The organism is Catellatospora chokoriensis (assembly GCF_011297315.1).
Lineage (GTDB): Bacteria > Actinomycetota > Actinomycetes > Mycobacteriales > Micromonosporaceae > Catellatospora > Catellatospora citrea.
The window spans coordinates 252,832-279,056 of sequence record NZ_JAAOTI010000004.1; the positions used below are offsets into that span (position 1 = coordinate 252,832).

The window sequence follows — 26,225 nt, forward strand, 5'->3', positions numbered from 1 at the left end:
TGTATCAGACGGCGCCCCACCACACCGCGAAACTCGCCGACCGGGTAGGACGAAGATGACGATGCCTGAACACGTGCCCAGCCAGAACGCCAGCCCCGCGCCGCGCGAGCGCGCCCTGCGCGACTCCGACCGGGTCCAGTTGCCGGGAGACACCCTGCTGGAGCCCGGCTCCGGGCCGCTGCAGGCGCTCGGCCTGGACCGGTTCGGCGAGCAGTCGTTCGCGCCGTCGAGCTGGCTCGACATGCCCGCCGAGTCGACCCTCGTCGACCACCCGCTGCTGCGCGGCCTGCTGCTGGAACTGCCGCCCCGCAACTCGCCGCCCACCGACGAGTGGTTCGACCGCTGGTTCGAAGCCACCCGCTCCGTCCTGGGCCTCATCTACCTGCGGCGCTGAACCGATCTTCCACGGCCCACGAGGCCTGGCGTCATCTGCGAAGAGCTCGCCCCGAGTGTCCTGGGGCGAGCTCTTCGCAGATGACTCGATGAGTGCCGGCCAGCGTCAAACGGCGAACGTCGACGGGGAGTCGGTGGCCGGGGTGACCGGGGTGGCGCGCCAGAGGCGGACCTTCTGGGCACCGAGGCGGGCCAGGTACTTCGGGTTGAGGATCAGGTAGCGACGCCACAGGCGCTTGGGTTCCAGGCCCAGCCGCCACAGCCACTCCAGGGCGTGCCGCTGCATCCACGCGGGCGGCTTGTGCAGCCCGCCGGCGTGGTAGTCGAACGCCGCGCCGACCGCCAGCAGCGGCATCGCCAGGTGCGGGCGCATCGCGTAGGCGAACTTCTCCTGCCGCGGGCAGCCGAGACCGACCAGCACGATCCGCGCGCCCGAGCCGGTGATGCGCGCCGCGATCTGCTCGGCTTCGCCGTCCTCGACGCCGCGGAACTTCGACGGCTCGCTCCCGGCGATCTTCAGCGCCGGGAACTTCGCGGTCAGTGCCGGGATCAGCAGGTCCAGCACGGGCTGGGTGGAACCGTAGAGGTAAACCGGCAGGCCCTGCTCAGCGGCCCGGCCGAGCACCCGCAGGGTCAGCTCCGGACCGTAGACCCGATCGCGCAGCCCGGCTCCGTGCAGCAGGTTGAGCGCCCAGCGCACCGGCTGGCCGTCCGGGGTGACCAGATCGAAGCTGTTGAGCTGTGCGCCGAGCGTGCCGTCGGCGACACCCTCCATCACCCCGTGCACCGCGAGCGCGGTGACCGCGTACGGCCGTCCGTCCGTGGCAGCGCGGATTATGCGCTCGGTGGCGTCGGTGTAGTCCGTGGCGTCGACGAGGACGCCGAGCACGTTGCGCTTGCTGCTGGTGTTCAGCGTCGTCGACATCGGGTTCCTCGAAGTTCGCGCAAGTGGGCCTACATCCACTTGTCGACGTTGGCCTCATAGATCTCGTTGAGAATAGCGGGCACGTCGTACGTCATCCGCCAGTCCGGGTAGTGCGCCTGGAACTTGGCCATGTCGCTGACATACCACTGGTGGTCGCCCATGCGGGCCTGCTCCACGTAGTTGACCTTCGCCTCCCGGCCGGTGATCTTCTCGGCGATGGCGAAGGCCTCGACGTGCGAGGTGTTGGAGAAGCGGCCGCCGCCCAGGTTGTAGACCTCGCCGGAGCGCGGGTTGCGGAAGAACGCCTCGAACGCGGTGAGCACGTCGTGCGAGTGGATGGCGTCACGGACCATCTTGCCCTTGTAGCCGAACAGGTTGTAGGTCCGGCCCTCCATCACGCAGCGCATCAGGTACGCCAGGAAGCCGTGCAGTTCGGCGGCGCTGTGCGCGGGGCCGGTCAGGGTGCCGCCGCGGAAGGAGGCCGTCTTCATGCCGAAGTAGCGGCCGTACTCCTGCACCGCCACGTCCGCGGCGACCTTGGACACGCCGAAGATCGAGTGCATGCTGTTGTCGATCGTCATGTCTTCGGTGATGCCGCCGGCGAACTGGTGGTTCGGGTCGATCTCGTACCGGGTCTCCTGCTCGACCAGCGGGAGGCGGTTCGGGGTGTCGCCGTAGACCTTGTTCGTCGAGCAGAAGATGAACGCGGCGTCGGGGCAGTGCTGGCGGGTGTACTCCAGCACGTTCAGCGTGCCGACGGCGTTGACGTCGAAGTCGGTGAACGGCTCCTTGGCCGCCCAGTCGTGGCTGGGCTGGGCCGCGGTGTGGATCACCAGGGAGATGTCCTTGCCGTACCGCTCGAAGATCTTGTTGAGCACGTCACGGTCGCGGATGTCGACGTCGTAGTGGGTGTACGAGTCGCCGAGCTTGCTGGTGAGGTTCACCAGGCTCCAGGCGGTCGAGCCGTCCTCGCCGAAGAAGTACTTGCGCATGTCGTTGTCGAGGCCGACGACGTGCATGCCCAGACCGGCGAAGTGGCGGGCTGCTTCGGAACCGATCAAACCGGCCGAACCGGTAACCAACGCAACGCTCACCAGAGACTCCCTGTACCAATCGACGATCGCGACCAGCGGAGAGCTTACCTGGCCAACCGCGCGTTGTGACCAGCTGCCAGTGGGGGCGCGGGGCAGCTCCGCCGGAAAGGGGCGAAGGCACCCGCCCGGACGTGACGCCCCGATCGGACGTGTACGTCCCCTACCCCGCTAGGAGATCTTGAAACAGGATGGTCCTAGCGAGGCAGCGAGACCGTCACCACGAGCCCGCCGCCCTCGCGCGGCCGGGCCGCGACCGTGCCGCCGTGCGCCCGGGCGATCGCGCGCACGATCGACAGGCCCAGCCCCACGCCCTGGTCGGAGCGGGTGCGCTCGCTGCCCCGGCGGAACGGCTCGAACAACCCTTCCACCTCATACGCAGCCACCACCGGCCCGCTGTTGGACACCTCCAGCTCCACCCGGTCGCCCCGGCCGGCGGTCGCGGCCCGCACCCAGCCGCCCGCGGCGTTGTGCCGGATCCCGTTGCCGATGAGGTTCTGCGCCACCCGCTCCAGCAGGACGGGATCGCCGGTGGTCTCGGCGGGGGCCGTCGCGACGGCGACCGACACGCCGGCCTCGGCCGCCGCACCCGCGCTCTGCAGCCCGACATGGTCGACGATGTCGGCGAGATCCACTGGCCGCCGCTCCACCACCTCGTTCTCCGAGCGGGCCAGCAGCAGCAGCCCCTCGATCAGGCGCTCGTGCCGGCCGTTGATGTCCAGCAGCGTCTCGCCGAGCCGTTTGACGTCGTCGGACGCGGTCCTGCGGTGCATGGCCAGCTCCACCAGCGACCGGTTCAGCGTCAGCGGCGTACGCAGCTCGTGGGAGGCGTTCGCGACGAAGCGGCGCTGCCCGTCGAAGGCCTGGTCCAGCCGGGCCAGCATGGCGTCGAAGGTGTCGGCCAGCTCCTGGATCTCGTCGTTGGGGCCGCGCAGCGCGATGCGCTCGTGCAGCCCTCGGTCGGCGGCCGGGGCGGTGCTGATCCGGCGGGCGGTGTCGGTGATCCGGTGCAGCGGCGACAGCAGCCGCCCGGCGATCAGCCAGCCCAGGGCGATGGCGACCGCCCCGACCACCAGCAGCGCGATCGCGCCCTGCTGGAGCAGCGCGACCATGGTCGCGTGGCGCAGCGACTCGGCCTGCTTGTCCATGTAGTAGACGAGGTCGGGGTTGTTGTCGATGAGCACCCGCACCCGCGTGCCGCCGCCCTGCCCGGCCATCCCCGCCACCCCGGGCGGCTGGCCGAGGTCGGGCAGTGGTGCCCGGAAGGTGAACTTCTGCAGCAGTGACTGGTCCACCAGGAAGTAGGTCACCACGAGCAGGGCCAGCCCGGCGAGGAAGAACAACCCGCCGTAGACGAGGGTGAGGCGGGCGCGGATGGTCAGGCGGTACGACGGCGGGCTGAACGGACGCAGCTTCACGGGAGGCGATACCCCACTCCGGCGACGGTGGTGATGACGGGCGGGTCGCCCAGCTTGCGGCGCAGCTTGAGGATGGTCAGCCGGACCGCGGAGGTGAACGGGTCGGCGTGCTCGTCCCAGACCTTCTCCAGCAGGCTCTCCGCGGAGACCACCGCTCCCTCGGCCCGCAGCAGCTCGGCCAGCACGCCGAACTCCTTGCGCGACAGCGGCACGTAGTGGCCGTCCCGGAAGACCTCCCGGCGGGCCTGGTCGAGCCGGATCCCGCCGCGGACCAGAGTCGGCGCGCTGGCCGGTCGGGCGCGCCGGCCGAGCGCGTGCACCCTCGCGGCGAGTTCGGCGAACGCGAACGGCTTGGACAGGTAGTCGTCGGCGCCCAGGGTCAGCCCCGACACCCGGTCGCCCACCTCGGCGGCCGCGGTGAGCATCAGCACCCGGGCGCTGGACTCCGAGCCGACCAGGGAGCGGCATACGTCGTCGCCATGCACCACCGGCAGGTCCCGGTCCAGCAGCACCACGTCGTAGTCGTGCACGGCCAGCCGTTCCAGCGCCGCGTCGCCGTCGTACACCACGTCGACGGCGTGAGCGTCGTCACGCAGCCACTCGGCGATGGCGTCGGCGAGCAGCGCCTCGTCTTCGACCACGAGCACCCGCATGTCGCGTTCCACCTCCCCGCCGGTCCTTCCGGCCTGCCAATAGTTACCCGACGTGATGTTTCCTCGGCGTTATCGCGAGCGGAAACGGCCGCGAAACGGTCGCCCGCGTGAACTGGGCCCCGTGCCGCCGGCGACCGGCCGGCGGCCCGACGAAGGAGACACGCGATGAAGCGAGGGCTGCTGGGGGCGGCGTTGGCGTTGCCCCTGATGGCGGCGCTGGCGCTGACCGGTTGCGCGCAGCAGGGCGGCGGCGACGGCATCGCCTCGGCCGGCGACGGGACCGCCGCGGCGACGCCCGGCGCCGGGCCGAGCCTGAGCCAGGAGGAGAAGGGCCTCAAGTTCGCGCAGTGCATGCGCGAGAACGGGGTCGACATGCCCGACCCCGACCCCAACGGCGGGCCGGTCCGGGTGCAGATCAGCGGCGGCCCGGTCGATCGGGACAGGTTCGAGAAGGCGCAGGAGGCGTGCAAGCAGTATTCGCCGTTCGCCGAGGGCGGGCAGGCGAACGCCGATCCGCAGATGGCGGAGAACATGCGCAAGTTCGCCCAGTGCATGCGCGACAACGGGGTGCCGAACTTCCCGGACCCGGACGGCGGCCGCGTGATGATCGACAAGTCGATCGGCGACGACCCGGACTTCGAGGCCGCGCAGAAGCTGTGCCAGGAGAAGTTCATGCCGGGCGCGTTCCAGAAGAAGGCGCCGTGACCGAGACCGCGGAGCTTGTCGCACTCCAGACCCCGAACGGCACGGCGCCCGCCCGGCGCCGCCGCCGTGGGGCACGTACCGCGCTGCTGGTGCTCGGCGCGCTGGCCGCGGGCGGAGCCGCCGCGGCGGCCGCGGTCGGCTTCGGCGGCGGGGACGGCGCCACCCCGGCCGCGAGCAACCTGCCGCCGGCCACCGCCCCGGTGACCCGGCAGACCCTGCAGGACACCCAGACCGTTGACGGCGAGCTGGGCTTCGGGCCGACCTACTCGGCCGTCAACCGGCTCCCCGGGACGGTTACCTGGCTGCCGGAGTCCGGCGCGGTGGTCTCCCGCGGCCGGCCCCTCTACAAGATCGACAACGCGCCGGCCGTGCTGATGTACGGGGACGTGCCCGCGTACCGCGAACTCAAATCGGGTGACGAGGGGGCCGACGTCAAGCAGCTGGAGCAGAACCTCCAGGCGCTCGGCTACCGCGGCTTCACGGTCGACGGCGAGTTCACGGCGTCCACCGCCGCCGCCGTGCGCAAGTGGCAGGACAAGCTCGGGCTGAAGGAGACGGGCCGGGTCGAGTTCGGCCGGGTCGTCTTCGCGTCGGCGCAGGTCCGGGTGGAGAGCCTGGAGGCCACGGTCAGCGCACCGGCGCAGCCCGGGTCGGCGGTGCTCAAGTACACGGGCACCGTCCGGGTCGTGGTGGTGCAGCTCGACGTCGCCGACCAGCGGCTGGCCGAGGTGGGCGCGGCCGTGCGGGTCGAGCTGCCCGCGGGCGGCACGGCCGCCGGCAAGGTGGCCAAGGCGTACACCGTGATCGAGGCCGGTGGCCAGGGTGAGGAGGCCACCACCAAGATCGAGGCGGTGGTGTCGCTCGCCGACCAGAAGGCGGTGGCGGGCTTCAACCAGGCCGCGGTCGACGTGACCTTCACCGCCGCGGAGCGCCCGGACGTGCTCACCGTCCCGGTGTCGGCGCTGGTCGCGCTGCGCGAGGGCGGATACGGCGTCGAGGTCGTCGAGGGCGGCACGAGCCGCTACCTGGCGGTGCGGCCGGGCCTGTTCTCCGGCGGCCGGGTCGAGGTCAGCGGCGCGGGCCTGGCCGAGGGCATGACCGTGGGGATCCCGCGATGATCGCCCTGGACGGCGTGACCAAGGTCTACGGGGGCGGCGTGACCGCCCTGGACGGGGTCTCGCTGACCGTGCGGCCGGGCGAGATGGCGGCGATCGTCGGGCCGTCCGGCTCCGGCAAGTCGACCATGCTGCACATCGTCGGCACGCTGGACCGGCCCGGCGCCGGGTCGGTGCGCATCGCCGGTTACGACGTGGCGGCCCTGTCGGACCGGCAGCTGTCGGCGCTGCGGGCGGCCCGGGTGGGCTTCGTGTTCCAGCAGTTCCACCTGGCCGCCGGGGTGAGCGCGCTGGACAACGTCGCCGACGGCCTGCTCTACGGCGGGCACGCCCTCGGCGAGCGCCGCCGCCGCGCGGTCGCCGCACTGGACCGGGTCGGGCTGGCCCACCGGATGGACCACGAGCCGCACGAGCTCTCGGGCGGCGAGCGCCAGCGCGTCGCCATCGCGCGGGCGGTGGTCGGCAACCCGCCGCTGCTGCTGGCCGACGAGCCCACCGGCAACCTGGACTCGGCCTCCGGCGCGGGGATCATGGCACTGCTGCACGAGCTGCACGCCGCGGGCACCACCGTGGTGATCATCACCCACGACCGGGAGATCGCCGCGGGCGTGCCCCGCCAGGTGCAGATGCGCGACGGCAAGGTGGTCGCCGACAACGGCCCGCCAGTCGCAGCCCTTTCCACGGCCACGGCCGGTCATCCGGTCCTCGGTGAAGCTCCGCGGTCGGCGGCCGGGCCGGCGGCGCACGCCCTGGGCACCGGCGGGAGGGCACGATGACGGCCCCCGCCCTGCCCAGGCTGCATCCGGCCCGGATGCGCCCCCGCGACGTGCTCCGCGTCGGGGGAGTGGGACTGCGCACCCGGCCGGTGCGGGCGTTCCTGTCGGCGCTGGGCATCGCGATCGGCATCGCGGCGATGATCGCCGTGGTCGGCATCTCCTCGTCCTCGCGGGCCGAACTGGACCGCACCCTGGACGCGCTGGGCACCAACCTGCTCACGGTCACCCCGGGCCGGACCATGTTCGGCGGGGACGCGCAGCTGCCGGTGGAGTCGGTCGCCATGATCTCCCGGATCGCCCCGGTGGAGCAGGTGTCGGCGATCGGCAAGGTCGACGGCGCCAAGGTCTACCGGTCGGACCGCATCCCCGCGGCGCAGACCAACGGACTGGCCGTGTACGCCGCCCGGCTCGACCTGCTGGACACGGTCGGCGCGAGACTGCGGGCCGGGACCTGGTTGAACGCGGCCACCGAGCGCTACCCGGCGGCGGTGATCGGGGCGGACACGGCCGCCCGGCTCGGCATCGGCGCGGTCGGTCCGGACACCCAGATCATGGTCGACGGCCGGCGCTTCACCGTGGTGGGCGTGCTGGAGCGGGTGCCGCTGGCACCGGAACTGGACGCGTCGGTGCTGGTCGGCTGGCCGGCCGCGGCGGACCGGCTCGCCTTCGACGGGCACCCGACGACCGTCTACACCCGCTCGGTGGAGTCGGCCGTCACGGCGGTGCAGGGCGTGCTCGCGGCGACCGCGAACCCGGAGGCCCCGAACGAGGTCGACGTGTCGCGGCCGTCCGACGCGCTGCAGGCCAAGCAGGCCGCCAACCAGGCGTTCACCGGGCTGCTGCTGGGCCTGGGCGCGGTGGCGCTGCTGGTCGGCGGGGTCGGGGTGGCCAACACCATGGTCATCTCGGTGCTGGAGCGGCGGGCCGAGATCGGCCTGCGGCGCTCGCTCGGCGCGACCCGGGGGCAGATCCGGCTGCAGTTCCTGGCCGAGTCGCTGCTGCTGTCCGCGCTGGGCGGGATCGGCGGGGTGCTGCTGGGCATCGTGGTGACGTCGGGATACGCGGCCTATCAGGGCTGGCCGACGGTGGTCCCGGCCTGGGCGATGCTCGGCGGTCTGGGCGCGACGCTGGTGATCGGCGGCCTGGCCGGCCTCTACCCGGCCGTCCGCGCCTCCCGGCTCTCGCCGACCGAGGCTCTCGCCACGCCGTGACGTGAGGAAGGGCACCTTTCCGAGGTGCCCTTCCTCACGTCCGGCCGCTGACACCAGATTGTGATCTTTGGGGTCGGGGTGAGGTGGGGGTGAGGCGGTTCTGACCGGAAACAGCGATCTTCCTGGGTAACCGCCGACAGTCGGGCGGCCGTTGCGGAGTCGAGACAAAAAGAAGAGGTCTCCCGGAGGAGACCTCTTCTTGCTGGTGGGGAAGGGGGGAGTTGAACCCCCACGCCCTTTCGGGCACACGGACCTGAACCGTGCGCGTCTGCCATTCCGCCACTTCCCCTTGCGGACGATGTTGCTGTCCCGCGGCGTGTGCAGGAACTTTAGCAGTCCCGGCGGCTCGCCCGGGAGTCACCTCCCGTTGCGTGCTGGCACAGCTTACGCTATGCCTGCCCCGCCACACCAACCGGTTATCCCGGTCGGCGTTGCGGGGAGAACACTAACACGACCACCTGGCCATGGGTGAAATCGGAGGCAAGGATGGTCGTCATGCTGGCGTGGCGTCGGCAACGGCGGACGTATTGGGCGAAGACGCGGGAGTGGAGGGCAGATAACATCATGTCCTCGGAACCCGAGGAGGACCGGTGAGCGTGTTGCAACGCTTCGAGAAACGCCTGGAAGGCCTGGTTGAGGGCGCCTTCGCGAAGGTATTCAAGGGGGTCGTCCACCCTGTGGAGATCCTGAATGCCATGCAGCGTGAGGCAGAAGCTCACAAGGCGATCCTGGTTGGTGGGCGCACGCTCGTGCCGAACCGCTATGTGATCGATCTCTCTCCGTACGACCACAGCCGGCTGGCGCCGTACGCGGCCGCGCTGGCTCAGGAGTTGGCGCAGTCGCAGGCCGAGTTCATCGGCGAGCAGGCCTGGACGGTCTACGGCGACGTGATCGTCGAGATCGAGCGTGGAGACGGGCTGGACACGGGCATGTTCCGGGTCTCGGCCGAGGTCTACACGGCCGACCAGGCGCCGCAGGCGAGCTACGAGGCCCCGCCGCAGTACCCGCCGTACGGCGGTCAGCAGGCCGGCCCACCGCCGGGTGGCGGCGGTGCCCGCAACATCCGCCTGGTCTCCGGTGACGGGCGCACGTTCCCGCTGGCCATCGGGTCGACCACGATCGGCCGGGGGGACCAGGCCAACCTGCGCCTGCCCGACGTCGGCATCTCGCGGCGGCACGCCCGGCTGGACTTCGACGGCGCCCAGGTGGTGCTGACCGATCTCGGGTCGACCAACGGGACGATGGTCAACGGCCAGCGGGTCTCCGCGGTCGCCCTGAACCCCGGCGACATGATCCAGATCGGCACCACGACCCTGACGTTCCGCGTGGACGGCTGATCGGCCTTGCCCGAAATCGTTCTCACCGCCGCCCGGTTCGGCTTCCTCGTGCTGCTGTGGATCTTCGTGTTCACGGTGGTCGGGGTCATCCGACGGGATCTGTTCGCCGGCTCGCGTACGAGTCGGCTGGTCGCCGCGCCCCGCGGAGTCGCGGGGGCCGCGCAGGCGGCGGGCAGCGCGCGCCCGGCCAAGGTCAAGAAAGGCCGGGCCGCGCACACCTTGGTGGTCACGGCGGGCTCGCTCGCCGGCACCAAGATCACATTGGGTGAGGCGCCGATCACCATCGGCCGGGCGGAGGACTCCACACTCGTCATCACCGACGACTACGCCTCCGCCCGCCACGCCCGCCTGGTCCCCCGGGACGGGCAGTGGATGGTGGAGGACCTCGGCTCGACCAACGGCACGTATCTGGACCGCAGCAAGGTGAGCGGACCTACTCCCGTACCCCTCGGCGTGCCGATTCGCATCGGCCGCACGTCCCTCGAATTACGGCCATGACAATCATCCTGCGCTACGCGGCCCGCAGTGACCGCGGCCTCATCCGAGACGGAAACCAGGACTCCGTCTACGCTGGGCCGCGGCTGCTCGCCGTTGCCGACGGCATGGGCGGCATGGCCGCCGGTGACGTCGCCAGCAACATCGTCATCGGCGCCATGGCCCCGCTCGACGAGGACGTCCCCGGCGATGCGATCGTCGACGCCCTCCGGTCGGCCGTCAACCTCGCCAACCAGCAGCTTCGCGACACCGTGGATGCCAACCCCCACCTGGAGGGTATGGGCACCACCCTGACCGCGATGCTCTTCACCGGCTCCAAACTGGGCATGGCCCACATCGGCGACTCGCGGGCCTACCTCCTGCGCGACGGCGAGTTCAACCAGATCACCAAGGACGACACGTACGTCCAGATGCTGGTGGACGAGGGTCGCATCAGCGCGGAGGAGGCCAGCAGCCATCCCCAGCGCTCGCTGCTCACCCGCGCCATGGACGGGCGCGACATCGAGCCGGACTACACGGTCCGGCCGGTGCATCCCGGTGACCGCTACCTGATCTGCTCCGACGGCCTGTCGGGCGTGGTCAGCGCGGACACCATCGGGCAGACCATGCGCGAGTACGTCGACCCGACGGCCTGCGTGGAGCGCCTGATCGCGCTCGCACTGCGCGGCGGCGGGCCGGACAACATCACCGTGATCATCGCGGACGCCACCGACGAGGACATCGTCGAGCAGGCGCCCGTCGTGGGCGGCGCCGCGGCCCGCGATCGTGGGAACACCAGCGAGGCGCAGGTCGAGTCGACCCCGGCGGCCCGCGCCTCGGCGCTGACCGCCACGCCGCGGCCCGCCGCGGCCGAGCCGCCGGTCCCGGCGGCGGAACCGGCGGCTCGGCGCGCCCGGCACCCGGTGCGTGCCGGGCTGCTCGTGCTCGGCCTGCTCGTGGTGCTCGGCACCGGTGTCTGGTTCGCCTGGGACTACTCCCAGTCGCGGTACTACATCGGCGCGACCGAGGCCGGGCAGGTGGCGATATTCCGCGGCGTGCCGGGCCAGATCGCGGGCTTCGACCTCTCCCAGGCGGAGCAGGTCAGCGAAGTCACGCTGGACGACCTGACCACCGTCGCGCAGGAACAGGTGCGCAAGGGGATCCAGGCCGACGACGAGGCCGACGCGGTCTCCCGGCTGGAGAACCTGATCCGCGACGATCCGGCCAACATGAACATCCTGCCCAGCTGCCCGAGCTCGGCCGACCCCTCGCCGTCGGCCACGCCGTCGCCCGGGGCCACGCCGTCGGCCACCCCGGCCGCCGACACGAGCAGCCCGCCCAGCGAGCCGGTGGTGCCGAGTCCGGTGCCCTGCCGGCCGAATTGAGCATGAGGACGTCGTGACCACCCCCCATACCGCCCCTCCCGCAGCAGCCGCCGCCGTCCCCGAGACGCCGGCGGCGCCGAAGCCGTCGGTGCTGCGTCTGGATCCGGCGGCCCGCAGGGTGCGCCGCACCGAGTTGTGGCTGCTCCTGCTCGCTATGGCCATGGTCGCCGGTTACCTGGCGGCGGTCGAGGCGAACATGCTCGACACGGTCACGATGGACTTCTGGTACCCGGCGGGTGTGCTGACCGCCGTGTTCCTGGCACTGCACGTGGTCATCCGGCTGCGCGCGCCGTTCGCCGATCCGGTGCTGGTGCCGACCGTGGCCCTGCTCAACGGGCTCGGCGTGGCCTTCCTGCGCCGGCTCGACCTGGGCCGGGCGAAGATCGACGACCGGCCCGAGCTCGCGATCTTCGCGGGGGACGGCGGCAAGCAGCTGCTCTGGACGCTGATCGCGGTCACCGGCGCGATGGCGCTGCTGTGGTTCGTCCGCGACCACCGCGAGGTCTCCAAGTTCGCCTGGACGCTCGGCCTGGCCGGCATCGTCCTGGTGCTGCTGCCGGCCGTGCTGCCGGGCAGCGTCTCCGAGGTCAACGGCGCTAAGCTGTGGATCCGGTTCGGCGGTTTCTTCGCCATCCAGCCCGGTGAGTTCGCCAAGCTGATGCTGCTGGCCTTCTTCGCCTACTACCTGGTCCGCAAGCGCGAGGTGCTGGCCCTGGCCAGCCGCCGCTTCCTCGGCATCGACTTCCCGCGCGGCCGCGACCTGGGCCCGGTCATCGTGGTCTGGGCGATGAGCCTCCTGGTCCTCATCTTCGAGAAGGACCTGGGCACCTCGCTGCTCTACTTCGGCATGTTCGTGGTGACGCTCTACATCGCCACCGAGCGGGTCAGCTGGCTGATCATCGGTCTGGTGCTGTTCTTCGGCGGCGCGGTGCTGGCGTACGTGCTGGCCGGCGCGGTCGGCGGCCCGTTCACCAACTTCGGCCAGCGCGTCGAGATCTGGCTGGACCCGTTCGCCGAGCCGTACGACCGCGGCTACCAGCTCGTCCAGTCCATGCTCGGCCTGGGCACCGGCGGCATGTTCGGCACCGGCCCCGGCGCGGGCAACCCGCTGCTGGTGCCCGAGGTGCGCAACGACTTCATCTTCGCCGGCATGGGCGAGGAGATCGGCCTGTTCGGCCTCACCGCCATGCTGGCGCTGTACCTCCTCGTGGTGTCCCGCGGCCTGCGCGCCGCGCTGGCCGTGCGCGACTCCTTCGGCAAGCTGCTGGCCGGTGGCCTGGCGTTCACGCTGGCGTTGCAGGTGTTCGTGATCATCGGTGGGGTGAGCAAGCTGATCCCGCTGACGGGGCAGACCACGCCGTTCCTGTCCGCGGGCGGCTCGTCGCTGGTGGCCAACTGGCTGCTGGTGGCGCTGCTGCTGCGGATCTCAGACGCGGCGCGCACGCCCGCATCGACGGGAGGTGTACGCCGGTGAACGCCCCTCTGCGCCGTGTCGGCGTGGTCGTGATGGTGCTGTTCGGCCTGCTCTTTGCCAACCTGAACTGGGTCCAGGCGTACAAGGGCAACGACTACCGGACCAGCCCCTACAACGGCCGCGTGCAGATCGACGAGTACGACCGGCAGCGCGGCTACATCATGGTGAGCAACCCCGGCAGCAAGCCGATCGCGCTCTCCGAGGCCACCAAGGGCAACCTGAAGTACCTGCGCAGCTACCCCAACGGCGCCGCGTACGCGCACGTCATCGGCTACAAGCCGGTCAACGGCACGGCGACCGGGGTGGAGCAGCTGGAGAACGACTTCCTCTCCGGTAGCTCCGACAAGCTCTTCGCCGACCGGCTGCGCGACATCTTCACCGGCTCGCACACCGCCGGTGGCAACGTGACGCTGACGCTGTCGAAGACCGCCCAGGACACCGCGTACAAGGAGCTGGCGAACAACAAGCTCGACGCGAAGTCGGGCGCGGTGGTGGCGCTGGACCCGAATACCGGCGGGATCCTCGCCATGGCGTCCTTCCCGAGCTTCGACCCGAACCCGCTGGTCGCCCACGACGGCAAGGCCGGTGACGCGTACAAGCGGCTGGAAGGCCAGGCCGGCAACCCGCTGCTGAATCGGGCGCTGCAGGAGACCTACCCGCCGGCGTCGACGTTCAAGGTGCTGGTCTCGGCCGCGGCGCTGTCCGCCAACCGCAACCCCGACACGCCGCTGCAGGCCGGTCCGGGCTACCAGGCGCCGGGCACCAGCCACATCATCCGCAACGCGACGTCGTCGACCTGCCCCCAGGAGCAGATGACGCTGAAGGAGGCGCTGACCGTCTCCTGCAACACGGCGTTCGCCCGCCTCGGCGTGGAACTCGGCGCGCAGCGGCTCAACGACACCGCGCGGGCCTTCGGCTTCTACGACAACAGCCTGCGCGTGGGCAACCTGTCCGCCACCGATCGCGGCCTGCGCGTCTCGGAGAGCGTGCTCGGCCCGCTGACCACCAGCTCGGGCGGCGACGACAAGCCGAACATCGCGATCTCGTCGATCGGCCTCAACGAGGTCCGGGTCACCCCGCTGCAGAACGCGATGGTCGCCGCGGCGATCGCCAACGACTGCTCGCAGATGCGGCCGTACCTGGTCGAGCGGCTGGTCGGGCCGGACCTCACCACCGGGCTCTACGCCGCTGCCCCGAAGGAGCTGCGGCGCAGCTGCACGGCGAGCGAGGCGGCGCAGCTGCGCGAGATGATGGTCAGCGTCGTGGAGAACGGCACCGGCAAGAAGGCGCAGATCAACGGATACGTGGTCGGTGGCAAGACCGGCACCGGCACCGCCGACGAGGAGGCCAACGCCGGATCCGACGGCTGGTTCATCGGGTTCGCCATGAAGGACGGCCGTCCGGTCGCCGCCGTCGCGGTGATCCTGGATGATGCCGGCAAGGGCGGCAGCGGGGAAGCGGCCCGGATCGCCGGGCTGGTCATGCAAGGCGTGATCAAGGACAAGGGTGGCAAGTGATGGTCTCCCCTGGCACCGTGCTGAACGGCCGCTACCGCATCGACTCGCGCATCGCCTCCGGCGGCATGGGCGACGTCTGGAAGGGCACCGACGACGTGCTCGACCGGACCGTCGCCATCAAGATCATGCTCTCGGCGCTGCTGGAGGAGCCGGGCTTCGTCAAGCGCTTCCACGCCGAGGCCAAGACGATGGCGGGCATCAACCACCCCGGCGTCGTGCGCATCTACGACTTCGGCAACGACCAGCACCTGGCGTACCTGATCATGGAGTTGATCGAGGGCGACCCGCTGTCGCGCACGCTCAACAAGGTCGGCCGGCTCACGCCGGCCCGCACCATGCTGCTGATCGCGCAGGCCGCCGACGCGCTGCAGGCCGCCCATGACAAGGGCATCGTGCACCGCGACGTGAAGCCGGGCAACCTGCTGGTGCGCCCCAACGGCACGCTGGTGCTGACCGACTTCGGCATCGCCCGTTCGGCGGCGGCCAGCCAGCTGACGGCCACCGGCGCGGTCATGGGCACCGCCTCCTACCTTGCCCCGGAGCAGGCGTCCGGGGTCGGCGCCTCGGCGGCCTCCGACGTGTACTCGCTGGGCGTGGTGGCCTACCAGTGCCTCACCGGGCACCGGCCGTACGACGGCGACACCCCGCTCGAGATCGCGATGAAGCACGTCACCGGCACGCCCAAGGCGATGCCGAACGACATCCCGCCGGTGGTGCGCCAGATCGTCGAGCGGGCCATGTCCAAGGAGCCCGGCAACCGGTGGCCGACGGCGGCGTCGTTCGCCAACGCCGCCCGCCAGGCCGCGGGCGCGCTGACCCACGGCAGCGGGCCGATGCTGCCGGTGCAGCCGGTGTCGCCGAGCCCGGTGTCGGCCACTCCGGTGTCGCCGGGGCCGTCGCGGCCGCTGAGCCCGGCGACCCCCGTTCCGGTTCGCCCCAACGGGGGCTACCAGCGAGGATCTGCGCCCGTCCCGGCTGCGCCTGCCCCACTGACCCCCGTCCACGCGGTACCGTACGGGCCGCAGGCTCCCGCGCCCGCCGGTGGTGGCGGCCGGACTGCCCTGACCGTGGTCCTGGTGGTCGTCGGGATGCTGGCGGTGCTCGCCTGCGCCGGTTGGCTGGGGTACCAGGCCAAGAAGGCCAAGGACGAGGAGAACCGGAGCAGTCCGGCACATTCCGAAATCGTCACACTTTCGGCTGGCGGATGGCTGAACGGGGCTGACCACGTGAGCATGGACCCAATGACCGAAGGACGACGTACGCGATGAACGCGCAGGCCCGCCTGCTGGGTGGCAGGTATCAAGTCGGCGAGTTGCTCGGCTACGGCGGCATGGCCGAGGTGCACCGGGGACGCGACCTGCGCCTCGGGCGCGACGTCGCGATCAAGTTGCTGCGCACGGACCTGGCCCGGGACGCGACGTTCCAGATGCGGTTCCGCCGCGAGGCGCAGAACGCCGCGGCGCTGAACCACCCGGCGATCGTCGCCGTCTACGACACGGGCGAGGAGCGAGCGCCCACCGGCGAGGTCCTGCCCTACATCGTCATGGAGTTCGTGGCCGGCCGCACCCTCAAGGAGGTGCTGGCCGCCGAGGGGCGGCTGATGCCCCGGCGTGCCATGGAGATCACCGCGGACATCTGCGCCGCGCTGGAGTTCAGCCACCGGCACGGCATCATCCACCGGGACATCAAGCCCGGCAACGTCATGTTCACGCCGAACGCCCAGGTCAAGGTCATGGACTTCGGCATCGCGCGGGCGCTCGCGTCCGGCGCGACCACCATGACGCAGACCTCCGCCGTCATCGGCACCGCGCAGTACCTCTCCCCGGAGCAGGCCCGCGGCGAGGCCGTGGACGCCCGCTCCGACGTGTACGCCGCCGGTTGCGTGCTGTTCGAGCTGCTCTGCGGGCACCCGCCGTTCGTCGGCGACTCCCCGGTGGCGGTGGCCTACCAGCACGTGCGGGAGGAGCCGCCGGCGCCGAGCGAGTCGAACCGGGACGTCACCCCCGACATCGACGCGGTCGTGCTCAAGGCGCTGTCGAAGAACCCGGCCAACCGCTACCAGTCGGCCGGCGAGATGCGCGCCGACCTGCTGCGGGCCTCCGCGGGCCGCCCCGTCCTCGCGACGCCGGTGCTCCGCGAGGAGCAGACGGTGCCGATGACCGCGCCCGCGCGGACCGGCACCAACCGCAACGCCCCGGCCCGGGTCGGCGACGCCCGCCGCCGCCGCGCCTCCGGCTGGGTCATCGCGACGCTGACCGCCCTGGGCGTGCTGGCCGTGGTGGCGCTGACCGCCGGCCTGATCCTGGCCAGCCAGCCCAAGGACGTGCCGGTCCCCGACCTGTTCGGGTTGACCGAGCAGCAGGCGAGGCAGGCCGTGACCGGGGCGGGTCTCAAACCGACCCTCGGCAATCCGCTGCGGCAGTCGAACTGCACGGAGAACACTGTCGCCAAGCAGGACCCGCCCAAGGGCCGCGAGGTCCGCGAGCAGAGCGAGGTCACCTACCAGATCTGCGGCGGCAAGCCGCAGGTCAAGGTGCCGCCGCTGATCGGCTCGAACCGCGCCAACGCGCAGAGCCAGCTGACCGCGCTCGGCCTGGTGCCGGAGTTCAAGGAGAAGGACAGCGAAGAGCCGGCCGACCAGGTGCTGGAGACCAGCCCCAAGGAAGGGGAGATGATCTCCGAGGGCGGCACCGTCACGGTGATCGTCTCCAAGGGCCTGGTCAAGGTCCCCCCGCTGGTGGGAAAGACCCAGGCCGAGGCGATCGCGATCCTGACCGGCCTGGGCCTGGGCAACAAGGTGGTGAAGGGTGACGAGGTCACGAATCCTGCCGAGGCGGGCATCGTGCAGGACACCGATCCCAACAAGGACGCGCTGAAGCCGAAGGGCACGGTCATCACGTTGCGGGTGTCGTTCCTCAAGGAGCAGGCGCCGCCGTCAGCGACACCTGACCCCTCGCCCTCGCCCTAGCGACACGAGAAGTGGCGCCCACCCGCTCAGGGTGGGCGCCATTTTTGATGCCGTGCGGGTCGACGGCGAGGATCAGGCGGGGAAGGCCGCGAGGCGGCGCTGCTCGACCTCTTCGGCCAGTTCGGGGGCGTGGTCAAGGGCCTCGGGGAAACCGCAGGAGGCCAGCCAGTTCGCCAGCATCAGGTGGCCGCCCTGGGTGAGCACCGACTCCGGGTGGAACTGCACGCCCTCGATGGGCAGCGTGCGGTGCCGCATCGCCATCACGACGCCCGACTCCGTGCGCCCGGTGACCTCGATCTCGGCGGGCAGGGTGTCCTCCAGGACGGCCAGGGAGTGGTACCGGGTGGCCGTGAACGGGTCCGGCAGGCCGGCCAGCACACCCGCGCCGGTATGCGTCACCTGGGACGTCTTGCCGTGCAGCAGCTCCGGGGCGCGGGTCACCGTGCCGCCGAAGGCCTGCCCGATGGCCTGGTGGCCCAGGCAGACCCCGAACAGCGGGATCTTCCCGGCGTACTCGGCGATCACGTCGAGGCAGATGCCGGCCGACTCGGGCGCGCCCGGGCCGGGGGAGAGCAGCACACCGGCCGCCCCGACCCGTCCGACGTCGGCGACGCTGATCTCGTCGTTGCGCCGGACCTCGCACTCCACCCCGAGCTGCCCGAGATACTGCACCAGGTTGTAGACGAACGAGTCGTAGTTGTCGATCACGAGAACGCGCATGGCCCTCACCTGCTCGGCGTCGGCGCCGGGGTCTCCCCGGTGTCGTACGGGATGTCGTGGCCGTCGCCCGGCTCCGGCGTGCCCGACGGATCCGGGAACGTCTCGTCCAGCTGCGTGTATCCGCTGTCCGGGTCGCCGACCTGGACATCGTCGAAGGGCAGCAGTGGCTCCGCCCACGGGAAGATCACGTACCACAGCAGCGCGCCGATCACACCCAGCAGCACCGCCGAGCCGGCCAGCTTGCCGCCGAGGCCGAACGGCAGCTTGCGCCAGATCCACGCGTACATCAGGCCATCCCCGCCAGTTCGACCGGACGTCCCTCGGAGCGCGGCTGCTCGTCGACGAGCTTCCCGTGGATGATCAGCCGCTGGTAGTTGTCGAACTTCGGGTTGCAGGTCGTCAGCGTGATCAGCTTGCCCGCCGTCATGGTCGGCGGCACCGCGCGCACCACCTCCACCGCGGTCGGCAGCACGATGCGCTGCTTGACCACCTCGTAGACGTAGAACATGGTGGGCGTCTCCACGACGATCTTGTCACCGGCGTGCAGCTTGTCCAGATCCCAGAAGGTGGCCCGGTTGCGGTGCCCGGCGACCGAGAAGTTGCCCTTCTGGCCGGGCATCGCGCTGTTGGGGTAGTGGCCGGGCGCGAACCGGATGTCCTTCTGGGTCACGCCCTGCACCACCACCCAGTGCTTCTTCAGCTTGGGCAGGTAGAGCTTCGCCACCGCGCCGCCGGGCAGCGGCGCCAGCGGGGCGGCGGAGGTCGTGGGGGTCGGCCCGACGGTCGGCTCGTCCCAGTTCAGCTGCTGCTCCAGCTCGCTCTGGTGGGCGTCGACGATGGCCGTCTTGCCCCACACCTCGTACCCGGCGAACAGCAGGATGACCAGGCCGAACGTGATCATGAGCTCGCCGGTGCCGCGCAGCGTCGTGCGGATCACCGATCCCACGGTGGTGCGGGTGTACTCGGAGTGGATGCTCCGGTAGTTCTTGTCGCCGGCCCGGATCGCCTTGACCGGGGCCGGCGGCGGTTCCCCGCTCCAGCGGGGCCGTGGTGACGGCTTGGCATCGTCCTCGGGCGACGAGGGCGGCGCGGGCGGGATCGCGCCCAGCAGGCCGGTCTCGTCGGTGGCCACGGCCCGTCCGGTCGCCAGCGCGGGCGCGGGCCGGACGATGCGCGGCAGCTGCGTGGTCTGGTCCGTGATCCTGGGCAGCTGGGTCGTCGCATCGGCCGCCGCGGGGCTCAGCGGTGCCACCGGGGCAGGCGTGGCTGCCGGGCTCGGTGAAGCCGGCTGAGTCGACGCTGCTGCCGGGATCAGTGGTTCCGCGGGGTTCCGTGGTGCCGGTGGGGTCTGCGGTGCCGCTGGCCGGGGTGACGGCGGTGCAGTGGCGGCGCTGATGACCGGGAGCACCGTGGTGGCGTCCGCGGGAAGCACCGTGGTGGCCTCCGCCGGGACCACCGGCAGCACGCTGGTGATGGAGGCGTCCGCTTTCGGCGCGGCCTCGGCCACCCGGGGGAACATGGTCGTCTCGTCGTCCTCGGGTTCGTGCGCCCGATGCCTGCTCATCCGTGTCTCCGGCTCTTACTAACGCGGCACCGAAGCATGGCGCAGCAGCACCGATCCCTGGTACGCGGGAGCGACGATGTCCGTCTCGCGGGTGACGCTATATCCCAGGCCGTACGCGCGTACAGCGTCCCGGAAGGCCTGCACGCCGGCGGCCCGGTCGAGCGACGCCTGCATCCGGGCCGGGTCGCCGATCGCCGAGATCACGAATTCGGGGGAGTAGCGCCGCCCGTCGAGCAGCAGGGTGTTGCCGACGCACAGCACGGCGGTCGTGGTGACCACCCGTACGCCCATGATCGTCATGGCTTCGGCCCCGCCCGCCCACAGCGCGTTGACCACGGCCTGCACGTCCTGCTGGTGCACCACCAGGTCGTCCTGGGTGGCCCCGGTGGACAGGCCGTTGCCACCGGACGGCGCGTCGTCCATGCGCACGGTCAGGCCGGGGCCGTGTACCGCGGTGAGGCCCGCGTCGGCCAGGTAGCCCTCGCCGCGGGTGCGCTCGGCCATCAGCGGGCCGTCGCCGCCAGCCTGCGTGCCGGTCAGCGCGTCGATGTCGGCGCGCAGCCGGTTCACGTCCTGGACGGCCGCGCTGACCTCGACCTCTTTCTTTCCCACCAGTTGATCCAGCCGAACGCTGTTGTCCTCGCGTAGCGTGGTTCCCTGGGAGGTGGTCGCGCTCACGGTGAACAGCAGACCGGCGGTGGCCGCGATCAGCGGCACGCCGAGGGTCCACCCGCTACGGCGCCGACCGGGTATGCGACTGAACGCGCGCCCGGCTCGGAGCACGGCTTTACGCCATGACGAGGTGCCGGATGTGTATTCCACCACTCCCCCTCCGTGCCAAAACGCGACGATCTGACTACGCTATCTGTCGAACATTATTCAGGCCCATGCTCGAGGTCATCGACCGGTGTGGGCAGGGCCCCTCCAGGAGACAACCGTGCCGAAGTCGCAGGTCCGCAAGAAGAAGATCTACACGCCGCCTACCGACGTGGTGCCCTCGGCGACCGCCGCGGACAAGAAGCCGAGCCCGATCTGGCTGCCGATCACCGCGGTCAGTCTGATCGTTTTCGGCATCGCCTGGCTGGTCGTGTACTACCTGTCCGAGACGCTGTACCCGGTGCAGGGCTGGGGGTACTGGAACCTCGCTGTCGGCTTCGGCGCCATGGTCGGCGCGCTCGGTCTGCTCTCCAAGTGGCGCTGAGCTTGCGCAGCGCTCCACGATAGCTCGCGATCCGGGGTCGCGGCCTGTTCGCGCGTTCGCGCGCACGGGCTGTGACCCCGGTTGCTGTCCGGAGCCGTCCGAGCCCGGGTGACCTGCCGCTGCCCTAGGGTGATGGGCAGCCCTGTGCGAACCCTCACATTACTGAACGGTAACTAGGGCGTAGGCTGCGGTGGGATTTATACACAGGGCTGTTCCGACGCAGGGAGGCGTGGGTATGGGCGGCGTACAGATCGTCAGCACGGTCATCGCGGTCGCCGTGACCGCGGTCGCGGTGGCGCTGGTCGTCCGGGCGGTGCGGCAGATGCTCGCCGTGATCAGGCTGGGCCAGCCCGACCCCACCCGCACCAACGACCGGGGCACCCGGCTCGCCACCATGTTCCGGGAGACCTTCGGCCACACCCGGATGTTCAAGTGGTCCGTGGTCGGCGCCGCGCACTGGTTCGTGATGATCGGCTTCATCGTGCTGTCGACGCTGGTCGCGGGCGCCTACTTCGAGGTCGTCAACCCGGCCTGGGAGCTGCCGATCCTCGGCGGCTGGGACGTCTTCGCCTTCGTGACCGAGTGGATCGGCATCCTCGGCATCCCGGCGATCATCGTGCTGATCGCGATCCGCCTGCGCCAGCGGCCCAGCCGCACCTCCAACTCGCGCTTCGCGGGCTCGACCATGTGGCAGGCCTACTTCGTCGAGTACGTGATCCTCGCGGTGCTGATCCTGGGTTTCCTGATCCGTGGGTTCAAGGTCGCCAACGGCATGTTCCACCACCCGGCCTGGGCGACCCCGCTGTCGCACGCGCTCGGCGCGGTCCTGCCCGCCTGGCCGAACGCCATCACCGTCACCGCGCTGGTCAAGATCCTGGTCTCCATGGCCTGGGCCATCACCATCGGCCTGAACGTGACCATGGGCGTGGCCTGGCACCGCTTCCTGGCCTTCTTCAACATCTACTACAAGCGCAACGCCGACGGCGCGCCCGCGCTCGGCGCGCTCAAGCCGATGACCTCCAACGGAGCCCCGATCGACCTGGAGGAGGCCGACCCGGAGAAGGACACCTTCGGCGTCTCCCAGGTCGAGCACTTCGGCTGGAAGGGCCTGCTGGACTTCTCCACCTGCACCGAGTGCGGCCGCTGCCAGTCGCAGTGCCCGGCCTGGAACACCGGCAAGCCGCTGTCGCCGAAGCTGGTCGTGCTGTCGCTGCGCGACCACGCGTACGCCAAGGCCCCCTACCTGCTGGCCGGTGGCGGCAAGGACCTGTCCGGCGAGGAGAAGGGCACCGCGGAGCAGCTGGCCGGGGTCAACGTGCTCGCGCTCGCCGAAGCCGAGCGGCCGCTCGTCGGGGGCGCGGCCGAGCTGGGCATCATCGACCCGGACGCGCTGTGGTCCTGCACCATGTGCGGCGCCTGCGTCGAGCAGTGCCCGGTGGACATCGAGCACATCGACCACATCGTCGACATGCGCCGCTACCAGGTGATGATCGAGTCGAGCTTCCCGTCCGAGGCCGGCGCGATGCTGCGCAACCTGGAGAACAAGGGCAACCCGTGGGGCGCGCCGCCCAACACCCGCGAGGACTGGACCAAGGGCCTGGACTTCGCCGTGCCGCGGGTCGGCGAGACCGAGGAGTTCGAGTACCTGTTCTGGGTCGGCTGCGCCGGCGCGTTCGAGGACAAGGCGAAGAAGACCACCCGCGCCGTCGCGACGCTGCTCAACGAGGCCGGGGTGAAGTTCGCGATCCTCGGCAACAACGAGACCTGCACCGGCGACCCGGCCCGGCGCATCGGCAACGAGTTCGTCTACCAGATGCTCGCCCAGCAGAACGTCGAGACGATCAAGGAAGCCGGAGCTTCGCGCTCATTGCCGCCCAACCTTCTGGGCCCAGACGCAGGCGCAGGCGCGTCGGGCGCGCTGAAGATCGTCGCGACCTGCCCGCACTGCTTCAACACCATCGGCAACGAGTACCAGGAGCTGGGTCTCGACGTCGAGGTGGTGCACCACACGGAGCTGCTGGCGCACCTGGTCAAGACCGGCAAGCTCACCCCGGTCGCGCCGGTCGACGGCGGGCTGACCTACCACGACCCGTGCTTCCTGGGCCGCCACAACCGCGTGTTCACCCCGCCGCGCGAGGTGCTCGGCGCGGCCATCGGCGCGGGCGCGACCGCGTCGGCTGGGAGCGGCACCGGGATCCTGGAGATGGGCCGCCGCGAGGAGCGCTCGTTCTGCTGTGGCGCCGGTGGCGCGCGCATGTGGATGGAGGAGCGCATCGGCAAGCGGATCAACGTCGAGCGCACCGAGGAGGCCCTGGCCACCGGCGCGAAGACGATCGCCGTCGGCTGCCCCTTCTGCTCCACGATGATCACCGACGGCGTCCGCTCCAAGGGCCAGGAAGAGGTCGAGGTCATCGACGTCGCCTCGGTCCTGCTCCGCTCGGTCAAGCCCACCACCTGACGCACCGGCGGAACCCACCACCTCCCGCCTCTTTCGGTGTCCGGCTCCGCGGACACGCGTCCTGCTCCGGCCGGACGCGCTCGGCGGGCCGGGACTGGCCAAGATCGTTCGACTTGCCTGGCACCTGTGCGTATCTTGCGCGTTGATACGCACAGGTGCCAGGCAAGTCCGATGATCTAGGGCGCCCACGCGACAGGGAGCGGGCGGGCCGGGTCGCGCCGGTGGTCGGAGAGGGGTTGGGCGGATCTGACTACAATCTGGCGCTGAGGTGATCTCGTCATCGACGCGTTGTCGGCAATCCTGCCCATTCTGTTCTTCGTGCTGCTCACGGTCGGCACCGCGTTCTTCGTGGCGGCCGAGTTCGCGCTGGTCACGGTCGACCGGGCAGAGATCGACACCCGGGCCGACCGAGGTGAGCGCCAGGCCCGCACGGTGCGCCGTGCGCTGCGGGAGCTGTCCTTCCAGCTCTCCGGCGCGCAGCTGGGCATCACGCTGACCGCGCTGCTCACCGGTTACCTGGCCGAGCCCGCGCTGCGGCCGCTGGTCGAGCCGCTGGGCGTGTCCGCCGGGCTGAGCCACGTGATCTCGCTCGGTATCGCGACCCTGTTCTCCATGCTCTTCGGCGAGCTGGTGCCGAAGAACGCCGCGCTGTCCCGGCCGATGCCGGTGGCACTGCGCACGGCGGGACCGATGCGGGTCTTCTCGCGGGTGTTCAAGCCGCTGATCTTCACGCTGAACGGCACCGCCAACTGGCTGGTGCGGCGGATGGGCATCGAGCCGCAGGAGGAGCTGGCCAGCGCCCGCTCACCCGAGGAGCTGGGCCTGCTGGCCGCGATCTCGGCGCAGGCCGGGGCGCTGCCCACGGACACCGCCCTGCTGCTGCAGCGCACGGTGCGCTTCGGCGACAAGCACGCGGCCGAGGCGATGACGCCGCGCATCGACGTGGTGGGCCTGGCCGGCTCGGCGACGGTCGCCGAGCTGTTCGAGGCCGCGCGGGAGACGGGACACAGCCGCTTCCCGGTGTACGAGCAGACGCTGGACACCGTCACCGGCGTGGTGTCGGTCAACGACGCGCTCGCGGTGCCGCCCGCTCGCCGCTCGTTGACCACGGTCGCCGCGGTGGCCCGCGAACCCGTGCTGGTGCCGGGCTCGCTCGACCTGGACAAGGTCGTCGCCGCGCTGCGGGCGGGCCGCTCCGACTTCGCCATCGTCGTCGACGAGTACGGCGGCACCGACGGTGTGGTCACCATCGAGGACCTGGTCGAGGAGCTGGTCGGGGAGATCGCCGACGAGCACGACACCGCCGAGGAGGAGGAGTCGGGCTCGATCGAGGTGACCGTGCCGGGCGGGGTGCGCACCTGGCTGGTCGACGGCATGCTGCGCGAGGACGAGCTGGACGAGCAGACCGGGTTCCGGCTGCCCGAGGGCCCGTACGAGACGCTGGGCGGATACCTGATGGCGGAGCTGGGCCGGATTCCGGTGGTGGGCGACGCGCTGGTCGCCAACGACTGGGAGTTCACCGTGGTGGAGATGGACCGGCACCGGGTGGAACAGGTGCGGCTGGTCCGGCTGGCGGGCGACGACGATGACTGAACTGCTGATCACCGCGGCGCTGCTGCTGGGCAACGCGTTCTTCGTCGGCGCCGAGTTCGCCCTGATCGCCTCCCGGCGTACCGTCATCGAGCCGAAGGCGCAGACCTCGCGCCCCGCGGCCTGGGCGCTGTCGGCGATGAACCAGATCCCGCTGATGATCGCCGGCGCGCAGCTGGGCATCACGCTGTGCTCGCTGGCGCTGGGCGCGATCGCGGAGCCGGCGCTGGCCCACTTCATCGAACCGGCGTTCCACGCCCTCGGCCTGCCCGAGAACATGCGGCACCCGATCGCGTTCGTGCTGGCCCTGCTTGTCGTGGTCTTCCTGCACACCGTGATCGGCGAGATGGTGCCGAAGAACATCACGCTGGCCGGGCCGGAGGCCAGCGTGCTCTGGCTGGGGCCGCCGATGCTGGCCTTCTGCATCGCCACCAAGCCGCTGCTGGTGGCGATGAAGTGGGCCTCGCGCAAGGTGCTGCGGTTGTGGCGGGTCGAGGCCGCGGACGCGGTGAAGACCGTCTTCACCGCGGAGGAGCTGGCGGGCCTGGTGCAGCAGGCGCACACCGAGGGTCTGCTGGACCCGGAGCAGCACGCCCGGATCGCGGGCGCGCTGGCGCTGCACCAGCGCACCGCCGCGGACGCGCTGCGGCCCTGGTCGTCGGTCACCATCGTCACCGACGACACCTCCCCGGCCACGCTGGAGGTGCTGGCGACCCGCACCGGGCGGTCCCGCTTCCCGGTGGTGGCCCGCGGAACCCGGCGGGTGCTGGGTTTCGTGCACATCAAGGACGTGATCGGGCTGGCGGGCGCGAGCCGTCGCGAGCCGATCCCGGGCAACCTGGTCCGGCCGCTGGCGATCGTGCCGCCGGACCGTTCGCTGGCCGAGCTGCTGCTGTCGATGCGCCGCGAGCGGCGGCACATCGTGCTGGTGAGCGAGGGCCAGCTGCCGCTGGGCGTGGTCACGCTCGATGATGTGCTCAACGCCATCATGGCCCCGGCGGTATGACGCCATCCTTACGGAGAGTGACTGTCCCGGACGCCCGTGCAGGTCAGGCCTGCCGCCGGCGCGACCCGCGGATCGAGAATCGTAAGGCACGCTGAGTGACATCAGTGCAGCTCAGCGAAGTTGTCCCGCTTCTGGCTTGAAACCGGCTCACCTTCTTTCCTAGGGTTGGTGACCGTCTGGTGCGTACGCCGGGTCGTGACCCCACGCGACCCCGCCCTGGACACCGCGCCCGGTTCCACCCCCG

22 protein-coding genes, 1 tRNA gene and 3 pseudogenes are annotated in these 26,225 nt (G+C 70.9%); 17 read left to right on the forward strand and 9 right to left on the reverse strand.

The window, feature by feature from the left end; genetic code table 11:
- Positions 1-55 precede the first annotated feature (55 nt).
- Positions 56-394, forward strand: a complete 339-nt coding sequence (locus tag HAV39_RS08340) for a hypothetical protein (RefSeq protein WP_191838579.1) — start codon at positions 56-58, stop codon at positions 392-394.
- 105 nt (positions 395-499) lie between these two features.
- Here HAV39_RS08340 and HAV39_RS08345 read toward each other — a convergent pair whose 3' ends face one another.
- From HAV39_RS08345 to HAV39_RS08360, 4 genes are all read right to left on the reverse strand, one after another.
- Entirely contained in the window at positions 500-1,318 is an 819-nt protein-coding gene (locus tag HAV39_RS08345) for a WecB/TagA/CpsF family glycosyltransferase (RefSeq protein WP_191838580.1), read from the reverse strand.
- A 29-nt stretch (positions 1,319-1,347) separates the two neighbouring features.
- On the reverse strand, positions 1,348-2,412 hold the full coding sequence (locus tag HAV39_RS08350) for an NAD-dependent epimerase/dehydratase family protein (RefSeq protein WP_191838581.1): 1,065 nt from the start codon (positions 2,410-2,412) through the stop codon (positions 1,348-1,350).
- A gap of 194 nt (positions 2,413-2,606) precedes the next feature.
- Positions 2,607-3,827: a sensor histidine kinase gene (locus tag HAV39_RS08355; protein ID WP_239120963.1), complete on the reverse strand. Its 1,221-nt coding sequence runs from the start codon at positions 3,825-3,827 to the stop codon at positions 2,607-2,609.
- A complete protein-coding gene (locus tag HAV39_RS08360) occupies positions 3,824-4,480 on the reverse strand; it encodes a response regulator transcription factor (protein ID WP_191838582.1) in 657 nt (218 codons plus the stop codon). Before HAV39_RS08360 ends, HAV39_RS08355 begins: the two co-directional genes overlap by 4 nt.
- A 165-nt stretch (positions 4,481-4,645) precedes the next feature.
- Between HAV39_RS08360 and HAV39_RS08365 the strand changes: the two genes are divergently transcribed.
- The 4 genes and pseudogenes from HAV39_RS08365 (at position 4,646) to HAV39_RS08380 (ending at position 8,287) form a co-directional block, all read left to right on the forward strand.
- Positions 4,646-5,185 (forward strand): hypothetical protein, encoded by a 540-nt coding sequence (locus tag HAV39_RS08365; RefSeq protein ID WP_191838583.1) that lies wholly within the window; start codon positions 4,646-4,648, stop codon positions 5,183-5,185.
- A complete protein-coding gene (locus HAV39_RS08370; protein WP_191838584.1) occupies positions 5,182-6,303 on the forward strand; it encodes a peptidoglycan-binding domain-containing protein in 1,122 nt (373 codons plus the stop codon). Before HAV39_RS08365 ends, HAV39_RS08370 begins: the two co-directional genes overlap by 4 nt.
- Positions 6,300-6,947, forward strand: a pseudogene (locus HAV39_RS08375) (ABC transporter ATP-binding protein); the annotation flags it as partial. The gene HAV39_RS08370 and the pseudogene HAV39_RS08375, both read left to right, overlap by 4 nt.
- A gap of 125 nt (positions 6,948-7,072) precedes the next feature.
- A complete protein-coding gene (locus HAV39_RS08380) occupies positions 7,073-8,287 on the forward strand; it encodes an ABC transporter permease (protein ID WP_203736673.1) in 1,215 nt (404 codons plus the stop codon).
- 203 nt (positions 8,288-8,490) lie between these two features.
- Here the strand turns inward: HAV39_RS08380 and HAV39_RS08385 are convergent.
- Positions 8,491-8,576: transfer RNA gene (locus HAV39_RS08385), tRNA-Leu, on the reverse strand.
- A gap of 301 nt (positions 8,577-8,877) precedes the next feature.
- On the opposite strand from HAV39_RS08385, the gene HAV39_RS08390 reads away from it, so the two are divergent.
- The 7 genes from HAV39_RS08390 to pknB all read left to right on the forward strand — a co-directional run bounded on the left by HAV39_RS08390 (position 8,878) and on the right by pknB (position 17,442).
- Positions 8,878-9,624, forward strand: coding sequence for an FHA domain-containing protein (locus HAV39_RS08390; RefSeq protein ID WP_120317540.1), 747 nt, complete (start codon positions 8,878-8,880; stop codon positions 9,622-9,624).
- A 6-nt stretch (positions 9,625-9,630) separates the two neighbouring features.
- Positions 9,631-10,122, forward strand: coding sequence for an FHA domain-containing protein FhaB/FipA (locus HAV39_RS08395; protein ID WP_120317539.1), 492 nt, complete (start codon positions 9,631-9,633; stop codon positions 10,120-10,122).
- Positions 10,119-11,483, forward strand: coding sequence for a PP2C family protein-serine/threonine phosphatase (locus tag HAV39_RS08400; RefSeq protein ID WP_191838586.1), 1,365 nt, complete (start codon positions 10,119-10,121; stop codon positions 11,481-11,483). Before HAV39_RS08395 ends, HAV39_RS08400 begins: the two co-directional genes overlap by 4 nt.
- A gap of 154 nt (positions 11,484-11,637) precedes the next feature.
- Positions 11,638-12,957 carry an FtsW/RodA/SpoVE family cell cycle protein gene (locus tag HAV39_RS08405; protein WP_191838747.1) on the forward strand — a complete coding sequence of 440 codons (1,320 nt, stop codon included), beginning with the start codon at positions 11,638-11,640 and terminating at the stop codon, positions 12,955-12,957.
- Positions 12,954-14,474 carry a peptidoglycan D,D-transpeptidase FtsI family protein gene (locus tag HAV39_RS08410; RefSeq protein ID WP_191838587.1) on the forward strand — a complete coding sequence of 507 codons (1,521 nt, stop codon included), beginning with the start codon at positions 12,954-12,956 and terminating at the stop codon, positions 14,472-14,474. The genes HAV39_RS08405 and HAV39_RS08410 overlap by 4 nt, the downstream gene beginning before the upstream one ends.
- A complete protein-coding gene (locus HAV39_RS08415) occupies positions 14,474-15,742 on the forward strand; it encodes a serine/threonine-protein kinase (RefSeq protein ID WP_191838588.1) in 1,269 nt (422 codons plus the stop codon). Before HAV39_RS08410 ends, HAV39_RS08415 begins: the two co-directional genes overlap by 1 nt.
- Complete coding sequence (pknB, locus tag HAV39_RS08420) at positions 15,739-17,442, forward strand: Stk1 family PASTA domain-containing Ser/Thr kinase (RefSeq protein WP_191838589.1); 1,704 nt, start codon at positions 15,739-15,741, stop codon at positions 17,440-17,442. The genes HAV39_RS08415 and pknB overlap by 4 nt, the downstream gene beginning before the upstream one ends.
- Positions 17,443-17,514: 72 nt before the next feature.
- On the opposite strand, the gene HAV39_RS08425 is transcribed toward pknB, so the two are convergent.
- The 4 genes from HAV39_RS08425 to HAV39_RS08440 are packed head-to-tail and all read right to left on the reverse strand — an operon-like array spanning position 17,515 to position 20,548.
- Entirely contained in the window at positions 17,515-18,162 is a 648-nt protein-coding gene (locus HAV39_RS08425; RefSeq protein WP_191838590.1) for an aminodeoxychorismate/anthranilate synthase component II, read from the reverse strand.
- 5 nt (positions 18,163-18,167) lie between these two features.
- Positions 18,168-18,449, reverse strand: coding sequence for a hypothetical protein (locus HAV39_RS08430; protein ID WP_191838591.1), 282 nt, complete (start codon positions 18,447-18,449; stop codon positions 18,168-18,170).
- Complete coding sequence (locus HAV39_RS08435; protein ID WP_239120962.1) at positions 18,449-19,726, reverse strand: class E sortase; 1,278 nt, start codon at positions 19,724-19,726, stop codon at positions 18,449-18,451. Before HAV39_RS08435 ends, HAV39_RS08430 begins: the two co-directional genes overlap by 1 nt.
- An 18-nt stretch (positions 19,727-19,744) precedes the next feature.
- Entirely contained in the window at positions 19,745-20,548 is an 804-nt protein-coding gene (locus HAV39_RS08440; protein WP_120321583.1) for a DUF881 domain-containing protein, read from the reverse strand.
- A 115-nt stretch (positions 20,549-20,663) separates the two neighbouring features.
- On the opposite strand from HAV39_RS08440, the gene HAV39_RS08445 reads away from it, so the two are divergent.
- The 5 genes and pseudogenes from HAV39_RS08445 to HAV39_RS08460 all read left to right on the forward strand — a co-directional run bounded on the left by HAV39_RS08445 (position 20,664) and on the right by HAV39_RS08460 (position 25,981).
- Positions 20,664-20,927, forward strand: coding sequence for a cell division protein CrgA (locus HAV39_RS08445; RefSeq protein WP_120317532.1), 264 nt, complete (start codon positions 20,664-20,666; stop codon positions 20,925-20,927).
- 235 nt (positions 20,928-21,162) lie between these two features.
- Positions 21,163-22,827: pseudogene (locus tag HAV39_RS08450) on the forward strand ((Fe-S)-binding protein); the annotation flags it as partial.
- Between the two features lie 18 nt (positions 22,828-22,845).
- Positions 22,846-23,385 (forward strand): annotated as a pseudogene (locus HAV39_RS43595) ((Fe-S)-binding protein); the annotation flags it as partial.
- A gap of 288 nt (positions 23,386-23,673) precedes the next feature.
- Complete coding sequence (locus tag HAV39_RS08455) at positions 23,674-24,978, forward strand: hemolysin family protein (protein ID WP_244958761.1); 1,305 nt, start codon at positions 23,674-23,676, stop codon at positions 24,976-24,978.
- Positions 24,971-25,981, forward strand: coding sequence for a hemolysin family protein (locus tag HAV39_RS08460; RefSeq protein ID WP_191838593.1), 1,011 nt, complete (start codon positions 24,971-24,973; stop codon positions 25,979-25,981). The genes HAV39_RS08455 and HAV39_RS08460 overlap by 8 nt, the downstream gene beginning before the upstream one ends.
- Positions 25,982-26,225: the final 244 nt, after the last annotated feature.

Bases quoted from the DNA above. Each gene is read 5' to 3' on its own strand.
- HAV39_RS08340 (WP_191838579.1), top strand. From the start codon at position 56: ATGACGATGCCTGAACACGTGCCCAGCCAGAACGCCAGCCCCGCGCCG.
- HAV39_RS08345 (WP_191838580.1), bottom strand. From the start codon at position 1,318: ATGTCGACGACGCTGAACACCAGCAGCAAGCGCAACGTGCTCGGCGTC.
- HAV39_RS08360 (WP_191838582.1), bottom strand. From the start codon at position 4,480: ATGCGGGTGCTCGTGGTCGAAGACGAGGCGCTGCTCGCCGACGCCATC.
- HAV39_RS08365 (WP_191838583.1), top strand. From the start codon at position 4,646: ATGAAGCGAGGGCTGCTGGGGGCGGCGTTGGCGTTGCCCCTGATGGCG.
- HAV39_RS08380 (WP_203736673.1), top strand. From the start codon at position 7,073: ATGACGGCCCCCGCCCTGCCCAGGCTGCATCCGGCCCGGATGCGCCCC.
- HAV39_RS08400 (WP_191838586.1), top strand. From the start codon at position 10,119: ATGACAATCATCCTGCGCTACGCGGCCCGCAGTGACCGCGGCCTCATC.
- HAV39_RS08405 (WP_191838747.1), top strand. From the start codon at position 11,638: ATGGCCATGGTCGCCGGTTACCTGGCGGCGGTCGAGGCGAACATGCTC.
- HAV39_RS08415 (WP_191838588.1), top strand. From the start codon at position 14,474: ATGGTCTCCCCTGGCACCGTGCTGAACGGCCGCTACCGCATCGACTCG.
- pknB (WP_191838589.1), top strand. From the start codon at position 15,739: ATGAACGCGCAGGCCCGCCTGCTGGGTGGCAGGTATCAAGTCGGCGAG.
- HAV39_RS08425 (WP_191838590.1), bottom strand. From the start codon at position 18,162: ATGCGCGTTCTCGTGATCGACAACTACGACTCGTTCGTCTACAACCTG.
- HAV39_RS08430 (WP_191838591.1), bottom strand. From the start codon at position 18,449: ATGTACGCGTGGATCTGGCGCAAGCTGCCGTTCGGCCTCGGCGGCAAG.
- HAV39_RS08435 (WP_239120962.1), bottom strand. From the start codon at position 19,726: ATGAGCAGGCATCGGGCGCACGAACCCGAGGACGACGAGACGACCATG.
- HAV39_RS08460 (WP_191838593.1), top strand. From the start codon at position 24,971: ATGACTGAACTGCTGATCACCGCGGCGCTGCTGCTGGGCAACGCGTTC.